A 19,224-nucleotide genomic window follows, 5' to 3' on the forward strand; every position below is an offset into this window, starting at 1 on the left:
GTCGTGCGCGCGGCGGCCAGCACCCGCTCGCGCAGCGCGGCCGGCGCCGGGGCCGCCGTGGACCAGGCGAGCCGTACCGCGCCCTCGGACAGCGCCCGGACCTCGTCGGCGCAGCGCTCGCAGCCGTCGAGGTGCTTCTCGAAGCGGCGCCGCTCGCCCAATTCGAGGGCGTCGAGCGCGTAGGGGGCGGCGAGCGAGTGCAGGTCCTCGCGGCGCAGCAGACGGCGGAGGGCACTCATGCGGCACTTCCCAGGCACTCGCGCAGCCGGGTCAGTCCGTCGCGCATCCGTGTCTTCACCGTGCCCAGCGGCAACGAGAGCCGCTCGGCCACCTCACGGTAGGTGTAGCCGTCGTAGTAGGCGAGGGTGACGGACTGCCGCTGGAGGGCGGTGAGCCGGTCCAGACAGTGGCGCACCCACTCGCGTTCCAGGCCCGCCTCCACCTCCTCGGACACCTGGTCGAAGGCCGGGTGGTGGGCGCGGCGGGCCTCGCGCTCCTCGCGTTCGCCGGCCGCGCGGGCGCTGCGCACCCGGTCCACGGCACGCCGGTGGGCGAGGGTGAGGACCCAGGAGAGGGCGCTGCCCCGGGCGGGGTCGAACCGGGCCGCGGAGCGCCACAGTTCGAGCAGCACCTCCTGGGCCACCTCCTCCGACTGGGCCGGGTCGCGCACCACGCGTCGCACCAGGCCGTACACCGGTCCGGACACCAGCCCGTACAGGTCCTCGAACGCCCTCTGGTCGCCGCCCGCCACGAGTACCAGAAGTTCGTCCGCCGCCATCGCGTCCCCCTCTCGCCGTCCACAACCGGACCGTCCCGTCACACCAGGCATTCGCACCGAACGCACCTCCGGACGGTGTTACGGATCAGCCGACCGAAAACGCGGGTCGCGCAGGGGGAGAAAAAAAATCACGGCCGACCAATCCGCCCCGTCGCCGGCTCCGAATCCCCGAGCGACAGGCAAGTCGGCACAGAGGCAGGACGGCATGAGGCAGGACGGCATGACTCCTCTCATCTTCAGGAGGGCCGCGGGACGTTCGGGTCTCGCCACCCTCATCTGTGGTGCGCTGGCCGCCGGAGGGCTCACAGCCGCCGGTGTGGCCACGCTGGAACCGGGGGCGGCCTCCGCCTCCTCCCACCGGGAGGCCCCGCTGATCTCGGGGGCCCCGCAGTACGACAACACGGACGTGTACGCGTTCGTCAGCCCGGACGAGCCGGACACGACGACGGTCATCGCCAACTGGATCCCGTTCGAGGAGCCGGCCGGCGGACCGAACTTCTACACGTTCGCGGACGACGCCCAGTACGACCTGCACATCGACAACAACGGTGACGCGCAGGGCGAGCTGCTGTTCCGCTACACCTTCACCACGCACCGCAAGAACGGGGACACGTTCCTCTACAACACGGGACCCGTCACGAGTCTCGACGACCCCGACCTGAACATCACGCAGACCTACGACATCGATCTGATCCGGATGAAGGACCAGCACGAGATGTCGCGGACGAAGCTCGCGGACGACGTGCCGGTCGCGCCGTCCAACGTGGGCAAGGCCTCGATGCCGGACTACGGCGCGCTGCGCGCGCAGGCGATCCACAAGACGGCGGGCGGCGCCCGGACCTTCGCCGGACAGGCGGACGACCCGTTCTTCCTGGACCTGCGCGTCTTCGACCTGCTGTACGGCGGGAACCTGTCCGAGGTCGGCCGGGACACCCTCAAGGGCTACAACGTCAACACGATCGCCCTGCAAGTGCCGAACGACCTGATCCGCGAGTCGGCGGAGCAGCCGGTCGTCGGCGTCTGGTCGACGACGCAGCGCCGGAACGCGCAGGGGTACTACACACAGGTGTCGCGGCTGGGCAACCCGCTGGTCAACGAGGTCGTCAACCCGCAGAAGGACAAGGACAGGTTCAATGCGTCCGAGCCGAAGGACGACGCGCAGTTCCTGAAGAACGTCACCAACCCGGAGCTGCCGAAGCTCATCGAGGGGATCTACAAGATCCCGGCGCCCGCCGAACCGCGCAACGACCTGGTCGATGTCTTCCTGAAGGGGGTCGAGGGGCTCAACCAGCCGCCGCATGTGCGCCCGGCGGAGGAGCTGCGCCTGAACACGTCGATCAAGCCGAGCGCGCATCCCAAGCGGCTCGGCGTGCTCGACGGTGACAACGCGGGCTTCCCGAACGGCCGTCGGCTGACCGACGACGTGATCGACGCCGCCCTCCAGGTGGTCGAGGGCGAACTGGTCGGTGCCAAGAACGACTTGGGTGACGCGGTGGACGCGAACGACAAGAAGTTCGAGCACTACTTCCCGTACGTGGCCCAGCCGACGGCCGGTTCGCGCGGCGCGCTCGCCCAGGGCACCACGGAAGGCGCCGACGTCCGCAGCCAGCTCGGTGACGCGCTGCGGCCGGCCGACTCGTCCGGCGGCTCCGGCGACACGATGCTGATCGCCGCCTCGGCGGCCTCGGGCGCCGCCGGGATTCTGCTGATCGGAACCGCCCTGGCGTGGTGGCGCCGTCGGCTGCGGCGCCCGTACTGACCCGTCACCGCACCCACCGACCGGCGCGGCCCGCATCTCCGTATCCCCCACGGCGCGGGCCGCGCCACCCCCGCACGACCAGCCGCCCAGGCGACGGAGGAGAGGGCATGCCCCCGCGTACGCACGACGACGAACCGGCCGGACGACCGGCGAACGCCCCTGAGCACGAGCCGGGGAACGGCGTCCCCGAGAACGCGTCGGGGGGCGATCTCCCCGAGAACCCGCGGGACCACGACACCCCCAAGGACACGCAGGACAACGAGGCCCCCGAGAACGCGCCGGAGAACAACGCCCCCGAGAACGGGCCGGACGACAACACCCCCCAGAACGCGCCGGACGACAACACCCCCGAGAACGGGCCGGAGAACCCCGGAGCGAGCCGCGGCGTCCCGCCGGACGCCGCGGCCGGCGAACGGGTCGCCGCCGGGCGGCCGGTGGCGGCTGCCGGGCGGCGGTGGCGGCGGGCGCGGACGGCCGGTTGCGCGGTGCTGCTGGCCGTCGCGCTCACCGGTGGTGCCATCGCCGTGGGCGCCGCGCGGAACGGGGCACCCGCCTCCGCCGCGGTTCCCGCCACCGCCGCCGTCTCCCCCGGCCTGCTGAGCGGCGGCGACCTCGACGCGGGCATCGCCGCCCTACAGGCACAACTGCGGGCGCAGCCGCGGGACTACTCCGGCTGGGCCACCCTCGGTCTCGGGTACGTCGAACAGGCCCGCGTCCAGGGCGACCCCTCCCGGTACGCGCAGGCCGACCAGGCCCTGCGGCGCTCCCTGCAGCTGGTCCCGGACAACGACCAGGCCCTCGCGGGACGCGCCGCGCTCGCCGCCGCCCGGCACGACTTCACGGGCGCCCTGCGCCACGCGGACCGGGCACTGGCGCGAAACCCGTACAGCGAGCGCGCCCTGTGCTCGCGTATCGACGCCCTCGTCGAACTCGGCCGGTACGACGAGGCGGCCCGGGCCGCCGACACCGCCGACGCGCGCCGCCCTGGGGTGCCGGTCTTCACCCGGTACGCCTACGTACACGAGTTGCGCGGCGACGTCGGCACCGCCCGGCGAGTGCTGGAACGGGCGCTGACCACCGCCACAGCGCCCGGGGACGTGGCGTACGTCGCCAGCCAGCTCGGCCAACTCGCCTGGAACCAGGGCGACTACAGGACCGCCCTGACCCACTACGCCCGCGCGCTCGCCGCCGACGAGACCTATCTGCCCGCCCTGGAGGGCCGGGCCCGCGCGCAGGCCGCGAGCGGTGACCGGGCCGCCGCCGTCCGGGGCCTGGAGGCCGTCGTCGCGCGCTCCCCGCTGCCCGGTCCGCTGGTCGCGCTCGGGGAGCTGTACGAGGCGCGCGGCGCCGCGGGCGACGCGGCCAAAGCCCATGAGCAGTACGCCCTCGTCGACGCGTGGACGGAGCTGGCCCGCGCGGGCGGGGTCGACGCCGACCTGGACACCGCGCTCGCCGCCGCCGACCACGGCGACCGGGCCGCCGCCCTGCGCGCGGCGCGCGCCGAGTGGGCCCGCCGGCACAGCGTGCACACCGCGGACGCCCTTGCCTGGGCCCTGCATGTCAACGGCCGGGACCGGGAGGCCCTGCCGTACGCCCGCCGGGCCACGGCCACCGGGTACCGCAACGCCGCCTTCCGCTACCACCGCGGGATGATCGAGCTGGCCGTGGGCGAGCGGCGGGACGGCCGCGCCTCGCTCACCGCGGCCCTGCGGCTGAACCCCGGCTTCTCGCCGCTCGGCGCGGCGCGGGCCCGTACGGCGCTGCACGGGCCGGAGGCGGCCGAGTGAGGCTTCGTCATACCTTCGCCGCCGCGGCGGCCGTGCTCATGGCGGCCTGCGCGCTCGCGCTGGTCCCGGCCGCGAGCGCCCAGGCACACCCGCTCGGCAACTTCACCGTCAACCGCTACGACGGTCTCGTGGCGGCCCCCGGGCAGCTCCGGGTGGACCACGTCGAGGACCTCGCCGAGATCCCCGCCGCCCAGGCCCGGCCGGACATCGAGCGGCTGGGCACGGCCGGGTGGGCCCGGCAGCGGTGCGCCGACGCCGCCGAGGGCAGCGCGCTCACCGTGGCCGGGCGGCGGACCGCACTGTCCGTCGAACGCGGTCACGCCCTGCGGCGGCCCGGGCAGGCCGGGCTCGACACGGTGCGCGTGGAGTGCCGGTTCACCGCCCCGCTGCCCGAGGGCGGCGCCGTCGCGATCGGCTTCCACGCCGCGGGCGCGGGCAGTGGGCCGGGCTGGCGGGAGATCACGGCGCGCGGCGACCGCATGACGCTCACGGCGACGGATGTGCCCGAACAATCCGTGTCGCACGAACTCACCAGCTATCCGGGGAAGTTGCTGTCCTCACCCGCCGACACCAGCAGCGCCGCCGTACGGGTGCGGCCCGGCGGTCCGGCCCTCGCCGAGCCGCGCCGGGACGCGCCCGCCGCCACGATCCTGCCCCGCGGCGCCGATCGCTGGACCCGCGCCCTGGACGGCCTCGTCGCCCGGCACCGTCCGACCGTCGGCTTCGCCCTGCTGACGCTGGTCGTCGCGGTCGGACTCGGCGCGCTGCACGCCCTCGCCCCGGGCCACGGCAAGACGCTGATGGCCGCGACGGCGGCCGCCCGGGGCGGCCGGGCCCGGCTGCGGGACGTGCTGCCCCTGGCGGCCTCGGTGACGGTCACCCACACCCTCGGCGTCGTCGCTCTCGGCCTGCTCGTCACGGCGGGCTCGGCGGCGGCGCCCTCGGTGATCGCCTGGCTGGGGATCGCGAGCGGAGTCCTGGTGATGCTGGCGGGCACCAGCCTCGTACGCCGGACATGGCGCGACCGCCCGCACCGACACCCACACCCACACCCACACGACCACTCGCACGACCACCTCCCCCACCACGACCACCATGACCACCCACACACCGTCGCGCACACCCATGGCGGCTCCACCCACACACACCCCACCGCCCCCACGCTGCGCGGCACGATCCTGCTCGGCTTCGCGGGCGGGCTCGTGCCGAGCCCGTCCGCGGTGGTGGTGCTCGTCGGCGCCGCCGCGCTCGGTCACGCCTGGTTCGGGCTGCTGCTCGTCGTCGCCTACGGGATGGGACTGGCCCTGACGCTGACCGCGGCCGGATTCGCCGTCGTCAGGCTGGGCACGGGAATGAACCGGGTGCTGGACCGGCGACCCCGCTGGACCACCCATCCGGTGGCCGCCCTGGTACGCCGGACCGTGCCCCTGGCGTCGGCGGTCGCCGTCGTGGCCCTGGGGATCGGACTGGTGCTCAGGGGGACGGCATCCGCACTCGGATGAGCTGTACAGGCGCCGCTGCGGACGACATCCGGCGCGGTGCCGTTCTCGGTGCTGTGCCGTTCTCGGTGCTGTGCCGTTCTCGGTGCTGTGCCGTTCTCGGTGCTGTGCCGTTCTCGGTGCTGTGCCGTTCTCGGTGCTGTGCACAGCGGCGGAGACCCCGGCGGTCGGGGCCTCCGCTGCGCCTTCGGGCTGCTGCGCCTTCGGGCTCGCTGTCGAACGCGCCCTGCCGGATCAGGCGTTGTTGGTGAACACGGGCAGGTAGCCGCCGGACTGGCCGGCCGCGGTGGGGTGGTACGAGGTGCCGATGTCCAGCAGGTTCACGCTGTGCAGCCAGGAGCTGCCGGAGCAGAGCTCGTGGCCGGAGAAGGTGGTGCGGACATCGCCGAAGACGAAGCCGTGCGCGGCGGCACGCTGGGCGATGGCGTTGTCCATGGCGTCGGCCGCGTCGTTGATCGCGGACCGCTTGGTCTCGGAGAGGCCGACGCACGTCGTGCCCAGCTTGTAGAAGCGGGGGTAGCCGATCACGACGACTCGGGCGGACGGGGCCTTGGACCTGATCGCCGAGTAGACGGCGTCCAGCTTGCCGGGCAGCGTCGAACCGATGTAGGCCCGGGCGGTGTTGATCCGGGACAGGCAGGTGCTGTCCGAGCTGAGCACACAGGTCGTCATGACGTCGGCGAAACCGGCGTCGTTGCCGCCGACGGAGAGGGACACGAGGCCGGTGGAGGAGTTGAGCGAGCCGAGCTGGCTGGCGAGGACATCGTCCGTCCTGGCGCCGGAGCAGGCGTTGAAGGCGAACGACGACGGGGCGTGGGCCGCGTTCCACAGGTAGGGGTAGGCGTTGGTGCTGCGGTCGCAGCTGCCGCTCGAACTGATGTAGCCGCCCGCGCCGACTCCGGCGGAGTAGGAGTCACCGAGCGCCACGTAGCCGCCGGTCGCCGCGGACGTGGCCGCCTGCGCCGTGGCGGCCCCGGTGAGGGCGAAGCCGACCGCGAGAAGGGTTGCGAGCAGATATGAGGTGAGCCGGGAACGTCTCATGGAACCTCCGTTGAGCAGGACCTCTGCCTCAACGTTGGTACCAGCTACGCGTGTTGACTGAAAGTGTCCATGCCAACATTGCTCACATCCGAAAGAGATTGACCGCGCGCGTTACCGCCTGATTGATCGCCTGTTCACAACAGATCCGTTGACAGCCACACCCAGGGGGCGGCCGGTCACCGATGCGGCCACTTCCGCATCTTGACGGCCCGTCGGTGCCGCGCGACATTGAAGCCCGGCATCCGACGCTTCGGGGGGCAAAGCCGACCATGCGGATCAGACGCGCCAAGACGCCTGCGCCGGACGGCTCCGAGCGGGCGCGGCCGGGTCCGGGGAGGGACCTGGCGCCGCTGCTCACCGGGGTCGCGACCGCCGTCGGCGGAGCCGGGGCGCTGCTCGCGCTCACCGGCTCGCAGTCGCCGCTGCGAGCCCCCTTCGCGCTCTTCTTCCTGCTCGCGGCGCCCGCGGCGGCCATCGCGACGGCCCTGCGCGGGCTGGATCCGTTCGGTCGGCTGCTCGCCTCGCTGGCCGGCGCGGTCGTCGTCGACATGCTGGTGGCGCAGGGCATGCTCACCGTGCATCGCTGGTCGCCGAGCGGCGGGATCGTGGCCGTGGCGGCGCTCAGCCTGCTGCTGCTCCTGGCCGACGGAGTGATCGGACAGATACGGAAGGGACGGATGCGGAAAGGAGAGATACGGAAGGTAGAGAAGTGGAAAGGGCGGATGCGGAAAGACCGTTCGAGGGAAGGGGCAACGGCCGACAAACTTGTGTAACGGCCAAACCAACAAAAACGTGAGGCTCGTTTCAGGTCTTGCCATATGGGTTCAATCGTCAATACCGTCATACATCTCACTCGCATCGGTCCGTCACCAAGCGGCTCCAGGGGAGGGCTCGGGACCGCGACGTTCCGGCGCGGGGCGCGGTAGGGGGGTGCCGTGCTCGGTGACCGCACTGGTGACCGAGCCGTGCCGCGCGACCGGCTGCCGTCTGCCATTCCCGGCGGACCGGCCAGCTTTGCCAGCTCACCCGCGTGCACGGAGATCCGCTCGCCGTGCCGTGCGTGAGTACCCCCCTTTCGAACCGGACACAGTGCCGGGCCGCCCAGGGGCGGGCGGCCCACCGGACGAGAGGGACAACACTCGTGAGTTCCGTTCTGCGCCCGCCGACCTCGGGCCAAGTTCCGTTGAATCCCGGCCCTTACCGGCCGATCTCCTCGCATCTGGCCATCGCGCCGCCGGTGAGCGTCGTGATTCCGGCCATGAACGAGGCGGAGAACCTGCCCTATGTCTTCAAGACCCTGCCCGAGTGGATACACGAAGTGGTGCTCGTGGACGGGAATTCCACCGACGACACCGTGGAGGTGGCCCGCCGACTGTGGCCCGGGGTCAAGGTCGTCGAACAGCGGGGGCGGGGCAAGGGGGATGCCCTGATCACCGGGTTCGGGGCGTGCACCGGCGACATCATCGTGATGGTGGACGCGGACGGCTCGGCCGACGGCCAGGAGATCGTCTCGTATGTCTCGGCCCTGGTCTCGGGCGCCGACTTCGCCAAGGGCTCGCGCTTCGCCAACGGCGGCGGCACCGACGACATGACCTTCATCCGCAAGCTGGGCAACTGGGCACTGTGCACGGTCGTCAACCGCAAGTTCGGCGCCCGCTACACCGATCTGTGCTACGGCTACAACGCGTTCTGGCGGCACTGCCTCGACCAGATCGACCTCGACTGCACCGGCTTCGAGGTGGAGACCCTGATGAACATCAGAGTGGTCAAGGCGGGGCTGAGAGTGCAGGAGATACCCAGCCACGAGTACCTGCGCATCCACGGCACCAGCAATCTGCGGGCGGTGCGGGACGGGCTGCGGGTGCTCAAGGTGATTCTGAGGGAACGCTCCAACCGCCGTGACCTGCGTCGGCGCGAACGCCGTTCGCCGACGCTGGACGCGGTCCGGCTCGATGCGGTGCAGCTCAACTCGGTCCGGGGAGAGGTGTCTTGAGCGATCCCGACATCTCCGTCGTGATCTGCGTGTATACCGAGGACCGCTGGGAGGACATCCTCGCGGCGGTCTCCTCGGTGCGCGCGCAGACGTACCCGGCGCTGGAGACACTGCTCGTGGTCGACCACAACCCGGCGCTCCTGGACCGGCTGACCGAGGAATACCCGGAGCACCACGGGGCCGCGCGGGCAGCGCACGGGGGGCACCGGACGGCCGGGAGCGTGCGGGTGCTCGCCAACGCGGGTCCCCGCGGTCTGTCCGCCGGCCGCAACACCGGCATCGCGGCGGCACGCGGGGAGGTCATCGCCTTCCTGGACGACGACGCCGTCGCCGAGCGGGACTGGCTGCACCGCTTCGCCGAGGGGTACGCCGATCCGAGGGTGCTGGCCGTCGGCGGTCGGACGGTGCCGATCTGGGCGTCGGGCCGCCGGCCGGCCTGGTTCCCGGAGGAGTTCGACTGGGTGGTGGGCTGCACCTACCGGGGCCTGCCGCCGGGCCGGGTCCGGGTCCGCAACGTACTGGGCGGCAACGCGTCGTTCCGGCGCACGGCCTTCGCCGCGGCGGGCGGCTTCGCCACCGGCATCGGCCGGGACGGCGACAAACGGCCCCTGGGCGGTGAGGAGACGGAGCTGTGCATCCGGCTCGGCCGCGCCCGGCCGGAGGCGATCCTGCTGATCGACGACCGGGCCGTGATCCACCACCGGGTGCCCGGGGCACGCGAGCGCTTCGGCTACTTCCGTACGCGCGCCTACGCCGAGGGGCTGTCCAAGGCCCTGGTGGCGCGCAGCGTCGGCGCGGCCAAGGGGCTGGAGTCGGAACGCCGGTACACGACGCGGGTGTTGCCCGCCGGGGTCGCCCGCGGTCTGCGGGACGCCCTGCTGGCCCGGCCGGGCGGCGCGGGACGGGCGGGCGCGATCGTCGCGGGCGTGCTCGCCGCGGCGGGCGGATACCTGGTGGGCAGCGCCCGGGCCCGCCGCGGTGAGGCCACGTTCTCGGTGGTGCCGATCGCGCCGCCCGGGGCGGCCGAAGGGAAGACGACCGCAAGGGCCACGGCCCAAAGGGAGACAGCCGAAGGGAAGACGACCGAGGGAAAGACAGTCGAGGGAAAGACGGCCGAGCGGAAGGCAGCCGAGGGGGACGGACATGGCTGAGGCATTCGTGCCGATACTGATGTACCACTCGGTGGCGACCGCGCCGAACGATGCCACCCGCGTCCTGTCGGTCGCCCCCGAGGCGTTCGCGGAACAGATGGCGCTGATCGGCGATCTGGGTCTCACCCCGCTCGGCACGGCCGAACTCGCGGCGCGCTGGCGTTCGGGCCGACCGCTGCCCGACCGCCCGGTCCTGATCACCTTCGACGACGGCTACGAGGGCGTGCACCGGCACGCCCTGCCGGTGCTCGCCCGGCATGCCTTCCCGGCCACGCTGTTCGTCTCGACCGGCTGGATCAGAGGCGCCCACGACACCGGAGGCGGCCTGGACACCATGCTCGACTGGCACCAGGTGCGCGAACTCGCGGGCGCCGGTGTCGAGATCGGCGGGCACAGCCACACCCATCCACAACTCGACCAACTGGACGACGCGACACTGCGGTCCGAGCTGACCCGCTGCACCCGGATCGTCACCGACGAACTGGGCGCCGTGCCCACCTCGTTCGCCTATCCGTACGGCTACTCCAGCCGCCGGGTGCGCCGGGCGGTGCGCGCGGCGGGGTTCGCCCAGGCGCTCGCCGTCGGCAACGGGCCGGCCCGCCGCCGCCAGGGACCGTACGCCCTGCGTCGGCTCACCGTGCGCCGCGGCACGGACGTCCAGGAGTTCGAGCGACTGCTCCAGGGCCGCTCCCTCGCCCGCGCCTTCGCCCGGGACCGCGCACTCACCAAGGGGTACGCCCTGGTCCGCAGAGCCCGCCAGGTCCGCCGGAAGACGAGCCGTACCCGTGTCTGACACGACGACCACGACCGAGGCCGCGGCGCCCGGCGCCGAGGCGCCCGAGCCGTCGGGGCGCCGACTGCGCCTGCCCGGACGAGCCGCGTCGGGCGGCGGCAACCAACTGTTCCGCAACGCCTACGCCCTGATGCTGAACACCGGCATCTCCGCCGTCCTCGGGGTCGGTTTCTGGCTCGCCGCGGCCCGCTACTACTCCGAGTCCGCGGTCGGTCAGGGCTCCGCCGCGATCGCCGCGATGAAGCTCCTCGCGGGGCTCACCGCGGTCACCCTGACCGGCGCCCTGGCCCGCTTCATCCCGGTGTCCGGGCGCCGCACCGGTCAGCTCGTCTTCCGTACGTACGCGGGCAGTTCACTGGTGGTGGCGCTGGCCGCGGGCGTCTTCCTGATGACGCTGGACAGCTGGGGGCCGTCATACCGGTTCCTGCACGGGCCGCTGAACGGCCTCGGCTTCGTGCTGGCCGTCGTCGCCTGGAACCTGCTCACCCTCCAGGACGGTGTGCTGACCGGGCTGCGCAGCGCGCCCTGGGTGCCGGTCGGCAACACCGTGTTCTCGGCGGTGAAGCTGGGGCTGCTGGTCGCGTTCGCCGTGGCGATCCCCACCACCGGGGTCTTCGTGTCCTGGGTCGCGGCGATCGCCACGTCCGTACTGCCGCTGGGCTGGCTGGTGTTCCGCCGGCTGGTGCCCCGGCATGTGCGGGCGACCGAGGAGCGGGCCCGGCCGCCGACGCTGAAGGAGATCGGCAGATTCCTCGCCGGGGACTACACCGGGTCGCTGTTCTCGCTGGCCGTGGTCTACCTCGTCCCGGTGCTCATCGCCGCGCAGGTCAGCTCCGAGGACAACGCCTATTTCTACATCACCACCACCATCGGCGGCACCGTCAACCTGCTCGCCATCAACATGGGGGCGTCCCTCACCGTCGAGGGCTCGCACGACCCGGCGCGGCTGGCCGCCGACACCCGGGCCGCACTGCGCCGGATGGCACGGATCATGCTGCCGATCTGTGGACTGCTGTTCGTCGGGGCGCCCTGGATCCTGGGTGTGTTCGGCGCGGGTTACGCGGACGCGGCGACCCCGCTGCTGCGCTGGTTCGCCGTGGGCGCGCTGCTGCGGGTCGTGATGGAGACCTACTTCGCGACCCTGCGCGCGCAGAGCCGGACCGCCGGACTGGCCTGGTTGCAGGGCCTGTTGTGTGTGCTGGTGCTCTGTCTGACGCTGCTGCTGCTCCCCCGCATGGGCCTGACCGGCGCGGGCGTGGCGGAGATCTCCAGTCTGACGGTGATCGTGGCGATCGCCGCGCCCCGGCTGTGGCGGACGGTCCGGGCCGCTCCGGCGGCGGAGGTCCCCGCGACGGCGGCACCGGACGGGGACCTCGCCGACCTGGGGACGCGCGAGGTGCCCGCCGCCCGGTCCCGGGGGCGCGGCCCGGCCTGGGCGCTGGACAGCGACACTTTGGCGCTCGGCATCCACGTCGACTTCGACCACCAGGAGCGCCGCCCCGACGTGCGCCCCGGGCCCGGCACCCCGCCCTCGGGCACACCGGTGGCGGACCCGGACCGGCGGCCCGCCTGGGCGCGGCGACCGGCCGGAACACCGGCCGGGACGGGGGTGTTGCCGCTGGACCGGAGCCGGGTGTGGGACCGGGCGCCGGACACCGAGACCTCGCTGGGCCCCGCCGAGGCGTCGCCGCTGAAGGAGGCGGAGGTCGACGCGCCGTTCGGGTCGGCCTTCCCGGCGCGACCGAAGGAGGAGACGGAGGCGGATACGGAGACGGAGGCGAAGGCGAAGGCGAAGGGACTGAAGGAGACGGAGACGACCCGACCGGCGGAGACGGGGCCGGACGGACCGGCGGACGCAGGGCCGGACGGACCGGCGGAACCCGACCGGGACCCGGTCTGCGAGCCGTCCCCGGCCACCCCGCGCCGGAGCCTGTCGCCCACCCGTTCCGGACTCGTCCTCGGCTGTCTGCTGGTGGCCGCGCTCCTGTTGTACTGGGTGCCGGCGGCGCGGCTCGGCGAGGCCGACCTGGACCGGATGGGCGGGCTCGGCCTGATCTCCGTGCTGCCGCTGCCGACGCTGATCGGGGCGGCGCTGCTGATCACGGTGTTCGCCTCGCTGCTCTGGCTGCGCCGCGAGCACCGGACGCTGCTGCTGGTCACGCTGCTGGCGACGGTGGTGTCGCTGCATGCCCTGCCCGCGGTCGTCGAGACCGAGCCGCGGTTCGCGACGGCCTGGCAGCACCTCGGGTTCATCGACTACATCGACCGCACCGGGTCCGCCGTCCCGGACCTGGACGCGCGCTGGAGCTGGCCGGGCTTCTTCGCCGTCGCCGCGTTCGTCGCCAAGGCCGGCGGGATCACGGACTTCACCGAGATCATCCGCTGGTGGCCGACGGCGATCCAACTCGCCTATCTGGTACCGCTGTTCCTGCTCGTACGGTCACTGCGGGCGAGCTGGCGGGCCAAGTGGACCGGCATCTGGATCTTTGTGCTCGGCGGCTGGGTCGGCCAGGACTACTTCTCCCCGCAGGGCTTCACCTATCTCCTCTACCTCGTCTTCGTGGCGATCCTGCTCGTCTGGTTCCGCGCCCCCCGGGTGATCCGGGCGCGGTTCCGCCCCGGCGAGGCGGAGGTCGAACCGGCCGGCCGGCGGCAACGGGCCGTACTGCTCATGGTGGTGATCGGCCTGTACGTGGCGAGCGTGCCCGCCCACCAGCTCACCCCGTTCGTGATGCTGGGTGTCCTCACCGCGCTGGTCCTGATCGGCAAGTCCGAACTGCGCGGCCTGCCCCTGCTGTTCGCGGTGCTGGTCGCCGCCTGGATCGGCTTCATGGCCGAACCGTACTGGTCGGGGCACTTCGACGACCTGTTCGGCGGGATCGGCGGGGTCGGCAGCAATGTCTCGACGTCGGTGTCCGGCCGTATCCAGGGCGGCAGTTCGAGCCACAAGCTGGTGCTGTACACGCGCGTGCTGCTGGCCGGCGGGGTGTTCGCCCTCGCCTGCTGGGGCTGGTGGCGGCGGCGCGAGCACCGGTACCGCGAGCGGTCGCTGCTGGTGCTGGCCTTCGTCCCGTTCCTGGGTTTCGGCATGCAGTCGTACGGCGGCGAAATGGCCCTGCGTGTCTTTATGTTCGCGCTGCCCGGCGCGGCGATGCTGGCCGCCCTCGCCCTGTTCCCGCGTACCGGCGTAACCGCGAAGGAGCGTGAGCGGGACCGGGTCAGCCTGGCACCGCTGGCCGCGCTGCTCGCGGGTCTGCTGCTGATGGGCGGCTTCCTGGTGGCCCGCTGGGGCAATGAGCCGTTCGAGCGGATCAGACCCGGCGAGGTCGCGGCCATGGACTATGTGTACGCCCACGACAAGCCGACCGTGCGCCTGCTGTGGCTGAGCAATGACACCGTGAACAACGTGACACCGGCCATGCCGTGGGGTGCCAGGGACATGGAACGGGTCGACTATGTGCCGACGCTCGCGCCGACCGACCCCGTGCTGGTGTCCGGCCTGGTGAAGGCGCTGGGGGACGCGGGCCCGAACGCGTATCTGATGATCAACCGGAGTCAGGTCACCTATCTGGAGATGGACGTCGGCTTCTCGGCGACCTGGCAGCCCCGCCTGATCCGGAATCTGGACGAGCGACCGGAGTTGACGAAGGTCCTGGTCAACGAGGACGTCACCATGTACGCGCTGCGCGAGCGGCCCGCGGGTGCGGTACCCGAACCGGCGCCCGGCCCGATCGGACCGCAGGTGACGTGGACGCCGTGGTCGGTGGTCGGCGGTCTCGCGGCCGTCGCGCTGGTCCTGCTGCTGACCGCACGCGAGGCGGTCCGCGTCGCGATGCGGCCGAGCGTGCGCCGACTGCGCCTGTTGCAGGGCGGCTTCTGGTTCTCGCTGCCCTTGCTCGCGGTGCTGCTCGCCGCGCTGGCACAGCGGTTCCTGACGATGAAGTGAGGCGGGAAGTGGCTCACCTGGTGAGCCACTTCACCTCGTACGCCCCCAGGTCGAACCGCTTTCCGTCGACCCGCGCGCTGATCGACCGGTTCAGGGTGTTCACCACCAGGACGGCCTTGTCGGTGGCGAGGACGCGGACCGCCGGCGCATCGTCCCGGGCGACGGACACGGTCTCGTACCGGGTGCCCGGCGGGAACGCCCGGTCGAACCGGGAGACCAGGTCGTACATGGGGAGTTTCACACCCCCGGAAGGGCCGCCCGTGGGCGTCCACAGACAGCCGGCGCAGTCGGTGCCCTCCTTCTTCTCCGGGTTCCAGTAGAAGCCGGAGTCGGCGCCGCCCTTGACCATGGCGATCAGGCCGGCCGCCTGGACCGCGACCCGGCGCGCCTCGGACCAGCCGGTGCGTTCGTCGGCGGCGTCGGCGGGCTCGGCAGGCTCTACGTAGTATTCCGCCCACCACAGCGGCAGATTGTCGGTCTGTCGGCGCAGCCAGGCGCCGACGGCCGTGAACTTGTCGGTGGCCGCGAACTCGTCGGGCAGCAGTTCGTCGTCGTCGGTGTAGCTGGAGCCGTCGACCACCACGAAGTCGGCGCCGCTGCGGTGGGTGTTCCAGTAGCCGAAGGCGTCGAGGACCCGCTGGTCCATGGCGCCCCAGGGGCCTTTGAGGGTCGTCGAGGCGTGCTCCGTGCGGCGCGGGTCGACGCTGTCCATCACCAGGTAGGGGCCGCCGACCATGATGTCCTTGCCGACCTTCTTGAGCGCCTCGTACACGAGGTTGTACATCCTCGTGTATCCCTCGTAGTCCCAGCGGCCCTTCGCGTCGTTCCAGAAGCCCTTGAACTCGTTCCAGACGATGAAGTGGGTGACGTCCGGATAGCGTCTGGCGACGGTCGCGGCGAGGTCGGCGAAGTCCTGGTAGTGGTCCGGGGTCGGGGCGGTCTCCAGGGCGGCCTGGCTCCAGTCCGTGCGGTCGGCGCCGGCCCCGCCGCCCTTCATCCAGTCCGGGGCGCAGCACAGCGTGATGACCGGGGTGGCCCCGGAGGCGCGCATGAAGTCGACGCGCCGGTCGAGCGCGCCGAAGTCGTAACGGCCCGGTACGGGCTCGGGGTTGTCGGCGCCCCAGCCCATGATGTGCTGGTTCTGCGGGAGTCCGGCGCTGCGCGCGAGCAGCCCCTCGACCCGCTCGGTGGCCGCGCCGCCCTGGTCGGCGCTGTACTGGGTGTGGGTGAACCCCCAGCCCACATACGGCTGCGGCCGGCCGGCCGGGGTGGCGGGCGTGCCGTACGCCTTGTCGCCGTCGCGCGTGGTGCCCGCGGTGCCGCCGCCCGGAAGCATGTTGACCAGGGTCAGCAGTAGCGCAAGAGCGGCCACACCCACACCGAGCAGAGCGGTGAGCCGCCACCGCCGAGCCCCCGAATTCCCCCCATGACGTGTCATCAAGGACAACAGTACGGCGAGGGACGGGCGCGCGGCAGGTCTCGGCGACGCACAGCTCCGACACAGGACAGAGGGGGCAGAGGGGAACAATCAGAGAAGTGTTCGCAGGGCCGACACTCCGCGCCCACTTCGGAAACCGGGTGCGTACGGGGCCCGCGTGCCGGATCATGGCGGCATGTCTGCGAACCCACACGACGCGCTGCCGATCCGGCTCAACGTCGACGACTCCGACTCGCCGTCCGACGTCGTCGACGCACTGTTCCTCGGCCGCTTCGCGACGGGCGAGCAGCCGTACTCGCACGCGGTCAACATCGACCGGGTCCGCTCCGGCGCGACCCTGCTGCCGCGGAACGCCCGGGTGCTGCGCGTCGCCCGGGACGAGGACCGCAGCGCGACCCTCGCCGAGGGCGACGGCTGGACCCTGCTGGCCTCCCGCTGGAACCGGGGCGCCGACGTCACGGTGACCGCGACCACGGCGGAGCTGGCGAAGGAGGTCCTGGAGCTGGCCACGGACGGCGCGGCGGACGAACCCGAGCCGCAGCCGGAGAACGTGACGATGGGCTTTTGGTACGTGTCCCCGAGGCGCGGCCCGCACCGCACCACCCGGCAGATCTCGGCGGGCACCTGGGAGGAAGTGCGGCCCAACTACACGGCGCCGGTGGCGGACGCGATGGACCAGCTGATGAAGACGACCCCCGAGGACATCGCCGGCCGGCTGCTGCTGCTCCACGGCCCGCCGGGCACCGGCAAGACCTCCGCCCTGCGCACGCTGGCCCGCTCCTGGCGGGACTGGTGCCAGGTCGACTGCGTCCTGGACCCGGAGCGGCTCTTCGGTGACGTCGGCTATCTGATGGACATCGCCATCGGCGAGGAGGACGCGGCGGGCAAGGGCCGCTGGCGGCTGCTCCTGCTGGAGGACTGCGACGAGCTGATCCGCGGCGAGGCCAAGCACACGGCGGGCCAGGCGCTGTCGCGGCTGCTGAACCTGACCGACGGCCTGCTGGGCCAGGGCCGCAACGTGCTCGTCGGCGTCACCACCAACGAGGACCTGGAGCGGCTGCACCCCGCCGTGGTCCGTCCCGGCCGCTGTCTGGCCCGGATCGAGGTGGGCCCGCTGACCCGCCGGGAGGCGGTGGCCTGGCTGGGCACGGAGCAGGGAATCGGCCGCGATGGCGCGACGCTGGCCGAACTGTATGCGCTGCGCCGCGGCACGGCACCGGCATCGGTACCGGGCGCACGCGGGGCCGCGGACGCCGGCCTGTACCTGTGAGGAGCCGCGACCGGCCACCGGGGAGCGTCCCAGCCCATCGCTGAGGCGCCACGACCGGCCTGCGGCACGGGCCGCGCCCGGCCGTGGGCGAGGCCCCGGGCCATCGGCGGTTTCCAGGGACCACAGCCCACCCGCCGGCACCGGACCACAACCGGCCACCAGCGAGAGGCCACGACCGGCGGCCGGTGCGGGAGACAAACCCGGCCATCGGAGACGACCAACGGCTGGCGGCCGGTGCGGGAGCACGCCCTGCCACCTGCGAAGAGCCACACCCGGCCACCCCGGAGGAAACCGCCATCGGCCGGCGGCACGGAACGGAGAGGGGCCGCGGTCGGGGGTCGGTGTTTTGATGGGGGTATGGGCCTGTTCGTCGGCACGTCGGGGTGGCAGTACCGGGACTGGCGTGGCGTTCTGTACCCGGCCGACCGGCCGGTGCGGCTGTGGCTTGAGGAGTACGCGGCGCGCTTCGCCACGGTGGAGCTCAACAACGCGTTCTACCGGCTGCCGACGCGGGAGAACTTCGAGAACTGGCGGGCGCGGGTGCCCTCGGACTTCGTGATCGCGGTGAAGGCCAGCCGCTACCTCACGCACATCAAACGGCTGCGCGATCCGCAGGAGCCGGTGCGGCGGCTGATGGGCAGTGCGGCGGGCCTCGGCGACCGCCTCGGCCCGATTCTGCTCCAGCTCCCGCCGACCCTGCGCGCCGACCCGGACCTCCTGGACGCGTGCCTGGCGTGCTTCCCGCCCGGCACCCGGGCCGCGGTCGAGCCCCGCCACGACTCCTGGTGGACACCGCGGACCCGTGCCGTCCTGGAGTCCCGGGGCGCGGCGCTGTGCTGGGCCGACGTCCTGGCCCACCCGGTCACCCCGCTGTGGCGCACCGCGGACTGGGGCTACGTCCGCTTCCACCAGGGCCGCGCCCGGCCCTGGCCGCGCTATGGCCGACGTTCCCTGGAGACCTGGACCGACCGCATCGCCACCACCTGGTCCAGCACGGACGATGTCTACGCGTACTTCAACAACGACCCCGGCGGAGCGGCGGTCCAGGACGCAACGGCCTTCGCCGGGGCGGCGGCGAAGGCGGGCCTGCCGACCACCCGCACACCGACCCTGACGCCGCACGGCTGACCCCGTCGCACCCCCACCGCCCTGGCCTCCTACGCAACCGTGCCGCACCACTCCGATACGGCCCACCGGCATCGAGCCCCCTCCCGTCCCGCCCGACCCGAGGCGGCCCGAGGCGGCCCGCCGTACGGGCAGCACGCGCCCAGGCCACACACCCAAGCCAACGGCACGGCAGCGAAGTCCATGGGCGCCAGCCCCACGGGACCAACCGAACCCACTAGACCCACCGGACCGACTGGACCGACTGGATCCGCCGGCTCCACCTCACTCCGTCCGGTACACCGCACGCAGTGCGTCTCGTACCGTCGTCACCGCCGCCGTCTCGTCCAGGCCGAGGCGGCGGGCCCGTTCCGCGTAGGTCTGCGCGGCGGTCGCGGCCTCGCGTGCCGCGGCCGGGCCCGCGGCCGCCACGAACGTCCCGTTGCGGCCCCGCGTCTCGATCACCCCGTCCGTCTCCAGCGCTCGGTACGCCTTGGCCACGGTGTTCGCCGCGAGCCCCAGCGACTCGGCCAGCCCCCGCACGGTCGGCAGCCGGTAGCCCACCGGCAGCAGCCCGGACCGCGCCTGCTCCGAGATCTGGGCCCGCACCTGCTCGTACGGCGGTGCGCTGTCGTCGATGTGGATCCTCAAGGTCACGCCGTGAT

Annotated in this window: 15 protein-coding genes; 10 read left to right on the plus strand and 5 right to left on the minus strand. The window is 72.6% G+C overall.

Going from position 1 to position 19,224, the window contains the following annotated elements; all coding sequences use genetic code 11:
* Both ACWEKM_RS23700 and ACWEKM_RS23705 read right to left on the minus strand, forming a co-directional pair.
* A partial coding sequence (locus ACWEKM_RS23700; protein ID WP_451623198.1) for an RskA family anti-sigma factor occupies nucleotides 1-239 on the minus strand: 239 nt, incomplete at its 3' end.
* On the minus strand, nucleotides 236-778 hold the full coding sequence (locus tag ACWEKM_RS23705) for a sigma-70 family RNA polymerase sigma factor (protein WP_451623199.1): 543 nt from the start codon (nucleotides 776-778) through the stop codon (nucleotides 236-238). The genes ACWEKM_RS23705 and ACWEKM_RS23700, both read right to left, overlap by 4 nt.
* 220 nt (nucleotides 779-998) lie before the next feature.
* Here ACWEKM_RS23705 and ACWEKM_RS23710 point away from each other — a divergent pair, with 220 nt between their 5' ends.
* The 3 genes from ACWEKM_RS23710 (at nucleotide 999) to ACWEKM_RS23720 (ending at nucleotide 5,826) form a co-directional block, all read left to right on the plus strand.
* The gene (locus tag ACWEKM_RS23710) at nucleotides 999-2,537 is read left to right on the plus strand and encodes a DUF4331 domain-containing protein (RefSeq protein WP_451623200.1); all 1,539 of its coding nucleotides are present in this window, start codon (nucleotides 999-1,001) and stop codon (nucleotides 2,535-2,537) included.
* A gap of 107 nt (nucleotides 2,538-2,644) precedes the next feature.
* The gene (locus tag ACWEKM_RS23715) at nucleotides 2,645-4,324 is read left to right on the plus strand and encodes a tetratricopeptide repeat protein (RefSeq protein ID WP_451623201.1); all 1,680 of its coding nucleotides are present in this window, start codon (nucleotides 2,645-2,647) and stop codon (nucleotides 4,322-4,324) included.
* A complete protein-coding gene (locus tag ACWEKM_RS23720; RefSeq protein ID WP_451623202.1) occupies nucleotides 4,321-5,826 on the plus strand; it encodes a nickel transporter in 1,506 nt (501 codons plus the stop codon). The genes ACWEKM_RS23715 and ACWEKM_RS23720 overlap by 4 nt, the downstream gene beginning before the upstream one ends.
* 231 nt (nucleotides 5,827-6,057) lie before the next feature.
* Here the strand turns inward: ACWEKM_RS23720 and ACWEKM_RS23725 are convergent, their stop codons facing one another.
* Nucleotides 6,058-6,864, minus strand: coding sequence for an SGNH/GDSL hydrolase family protein (locus tag ACWEKM_RS23725; RefSeq protein WP_451623203.1), 807 nt, complete (start codon nucleotides 6,862-6,864; stop codon nucleotides 6,058-6,060).
* A 269-nt stretch (nucleotides 6,865-7,133) separates the two neighbouring features.
* Here ACWEKM_RS23725 and ACWEKM_RS23730 point away from each other — a divergent pair, with 269 nt between their 5' ends.
* The 5 genes from ACWEKM_RS23730 (at nucleotide 7,134) to ACWEKM_RS23750 (ending at nucleotide 14,747) form a co-directional block, all read left to right on the plus strand.
* Nucleotides 7,134-7,637: a hypothetical protein gene (locus ACWEKM_RS23730; RefSeq protein ID WP_451623204.1), complete on the plus strand. Its 504-nt coding sequence runs from the start codon at nucleotides 7,134-7,136 to the stop codon at nucleotides 7,635-7,637.
* 368 nt (nucleotides 7,638-8,005) lie between these two features.
* Nucleotides 8,006-8,857, plus strand: coding sequence for a glycosyltransferase family 2 protein (locus ACWEKM_RS23735; RefSeq protein WP_451623205.1), 852 nt, complete (start codon nucleotides 8,006-8,008; stop codon nucleotides 8,855-8,857).
* Entirely contained in the window at nucleotides 8,854-10,008 is a 1,155-nt protein-coding gene (locus tag ACWEKM_RS23740; RefSeq protein WP_451623206.1) for a glycosyltransferase family 2 protein, read from the plus strand. The genes ACWEKM_RS23735 and ACWEKM_RS23740 overlap by 4 nt, the downstream gene beginning before the upstream one ends.
* The gene (locus ACWEKM_RS23745) at nucleotides 10,001-10,801 is read left to right on the plus strand and encodes a polysaccharide deacetylase family protein (protein ID WP_451623207.1); all 801 of its coding nucleotides are present in this window, start codon (nucleotides 10,001-10,003) and stop codon (nucleotides 10,799-10,801) included. The genes ACWEKM_RS23740 and ACWEKM_RS23745 overlap by 8 nt, the downstream gene beginning before the upstream one ends.
* Entirely contained in the window at nucleotides 10,794-14,747 is a 3,954-nt protein-coding gene (locus ACWEKM_RS23750; protein ID WP_451623208.1) for a lipopolysaccharide biosynthesis protein, read from the plus strand. The genes ACWEKM_RS23745 and ACWEKM_RS23750 overlap by 8 nt, the downstream gene beginning before the upstream one ends.
* 13 nt (nucleotides 14,748-14,760) lie before the next feature.
* Here ACWEKM_RS23750 and ACWEKM_RS23755 read toward each other — a convergent pair whose 3' ends face one another.
* Complete coding sequence (locus ACWEKM_RS23755) at nucleotides 14,761-16,185, minus strand: GH39 family glycosyl hydrolase (protein WP_451623209.1); 1,425 nt, start codon at nucleotides 16,183-16,185, stop codon at nucleotides 14,761-14,763.
* A 175-nt stretch (nucleotides 16,186-16,360) separates the two neighbouring features.
* Between ACWEKM_RS23755 and ACWEKM_RS23760 the strand changes: the two genes are divergently transcribed.
* Nucleotides 16,361-17,455: a DUF5925 domain-containing protein gene (locus ACWEKM_RS23760; RefSeq protein WP_451623210.1), complete on the plus strand. Its 1,095-nt coding sequence runs from the start codon at nucleotides 16,361-16,363 to the stop codon at nucleotides 17,453-17,455.
* Between the two features lie 357 nt (nucleotides 17,456-17,812).
* Nucleotides 17,813-18,583 carry a DUF72 domain-containing protein gene (locus ACWEKM_RS23765; protein WP_451623211.1) on the plus strand — a complete coding sequence of 257 codons (771 nt, stop codon included), beginning with the start codon at nucleotides 17,813-17,815 and terminating at the stop codon, nucleotides 18,581-18,583.
* Nucleotides 18,584-18,844: 261 nt separating this feature from the next.
* Here ACWEKM_RS23765 and ACWEKM_RS23770 read toward each other — a convergent pair whose 3' ends face one another.
* On the minus strand, nucleotides 18,845-19,216 hold the full coding sequence (locus tag ACWEKM_RS23770; RefSeq protein ID WP_451623212.1) for a GntR family transcriptional regulator: 372 nt from the start codon (nucleotides 19,214-19,216) through the stop codon (nucleotides 18,845-18,847).
* Between the last annotated feature and the right edge of the window lie 8 nt (nucleotides 19,217-19,224).

Source organism: Streptomyces sp. NPDC004752 (genome assembly GCF_053601275.1).

Coding starts and splice junctions, on each gene's coding strand:
- ACWEKM_RS23705 (WP_451623199.1), bottom strand. CDS start 778: ATGGCGGCGGACGAACTTCTGGTACTCGTGGCGGGCGGCGACCAGAGG.
- ACWEKM_RS23710 (WP_451623200.1), top strand. CDS start 999: ATGACTCCTCTCATCTTCAGGAGGGCCGCGGGACGTTCGGGTCTCGCC.
- ACWEKM_RS23715 (WP_451623201.1), top strand. CDS start 2,645: ATGCCCCCGCGTACGCACGACGACGAACCGGCCGGACGACCGGCGAAC.
- ACWEKM_RS23725 (WP_451623203.1), bottom strand. CDS start 6,864: ATGAGACGTTCCCGGCTCACCTCATATCTGCTCGCAACCCTTCTCGCG.
- ACWEKM_RS23730 (WP_451623204.1), top strand. CDS start 7,134: ATGCGGATCAGACGCGCCAAGACGCCTGCGCCGGACGGCTCCGAGCGG.
- ACWEKM_RS23745 (WP_451623207.1), top strand. CDS start 10,001: ATGGCTGAGGCATTCGTGCCGATACTGATGTACCACTCGGTGGCGACC.
- ACWEKM_RS23755 (WP_451623209.1), bottom strand. CDS start 16,185: ATGACACGTCATGGGGGGAATTCGGGGGCTCGGCGGTGGCGGCTCACC.
- ACWEKM_RS23760 (WP_451623210.1), top strand. CDS start 16,361: ATGTCTGCGAACCCACACGACGCGCTGCCGATCCGGCTCAACGTCGAC.
- ACWEKM_RS23765 (WP_451623211.1), top strand. CDS start 17,813: ATGGGCCTGTTCGTCGGCACGTCGGGGTGGCAGTACCGGGACTGGCGT.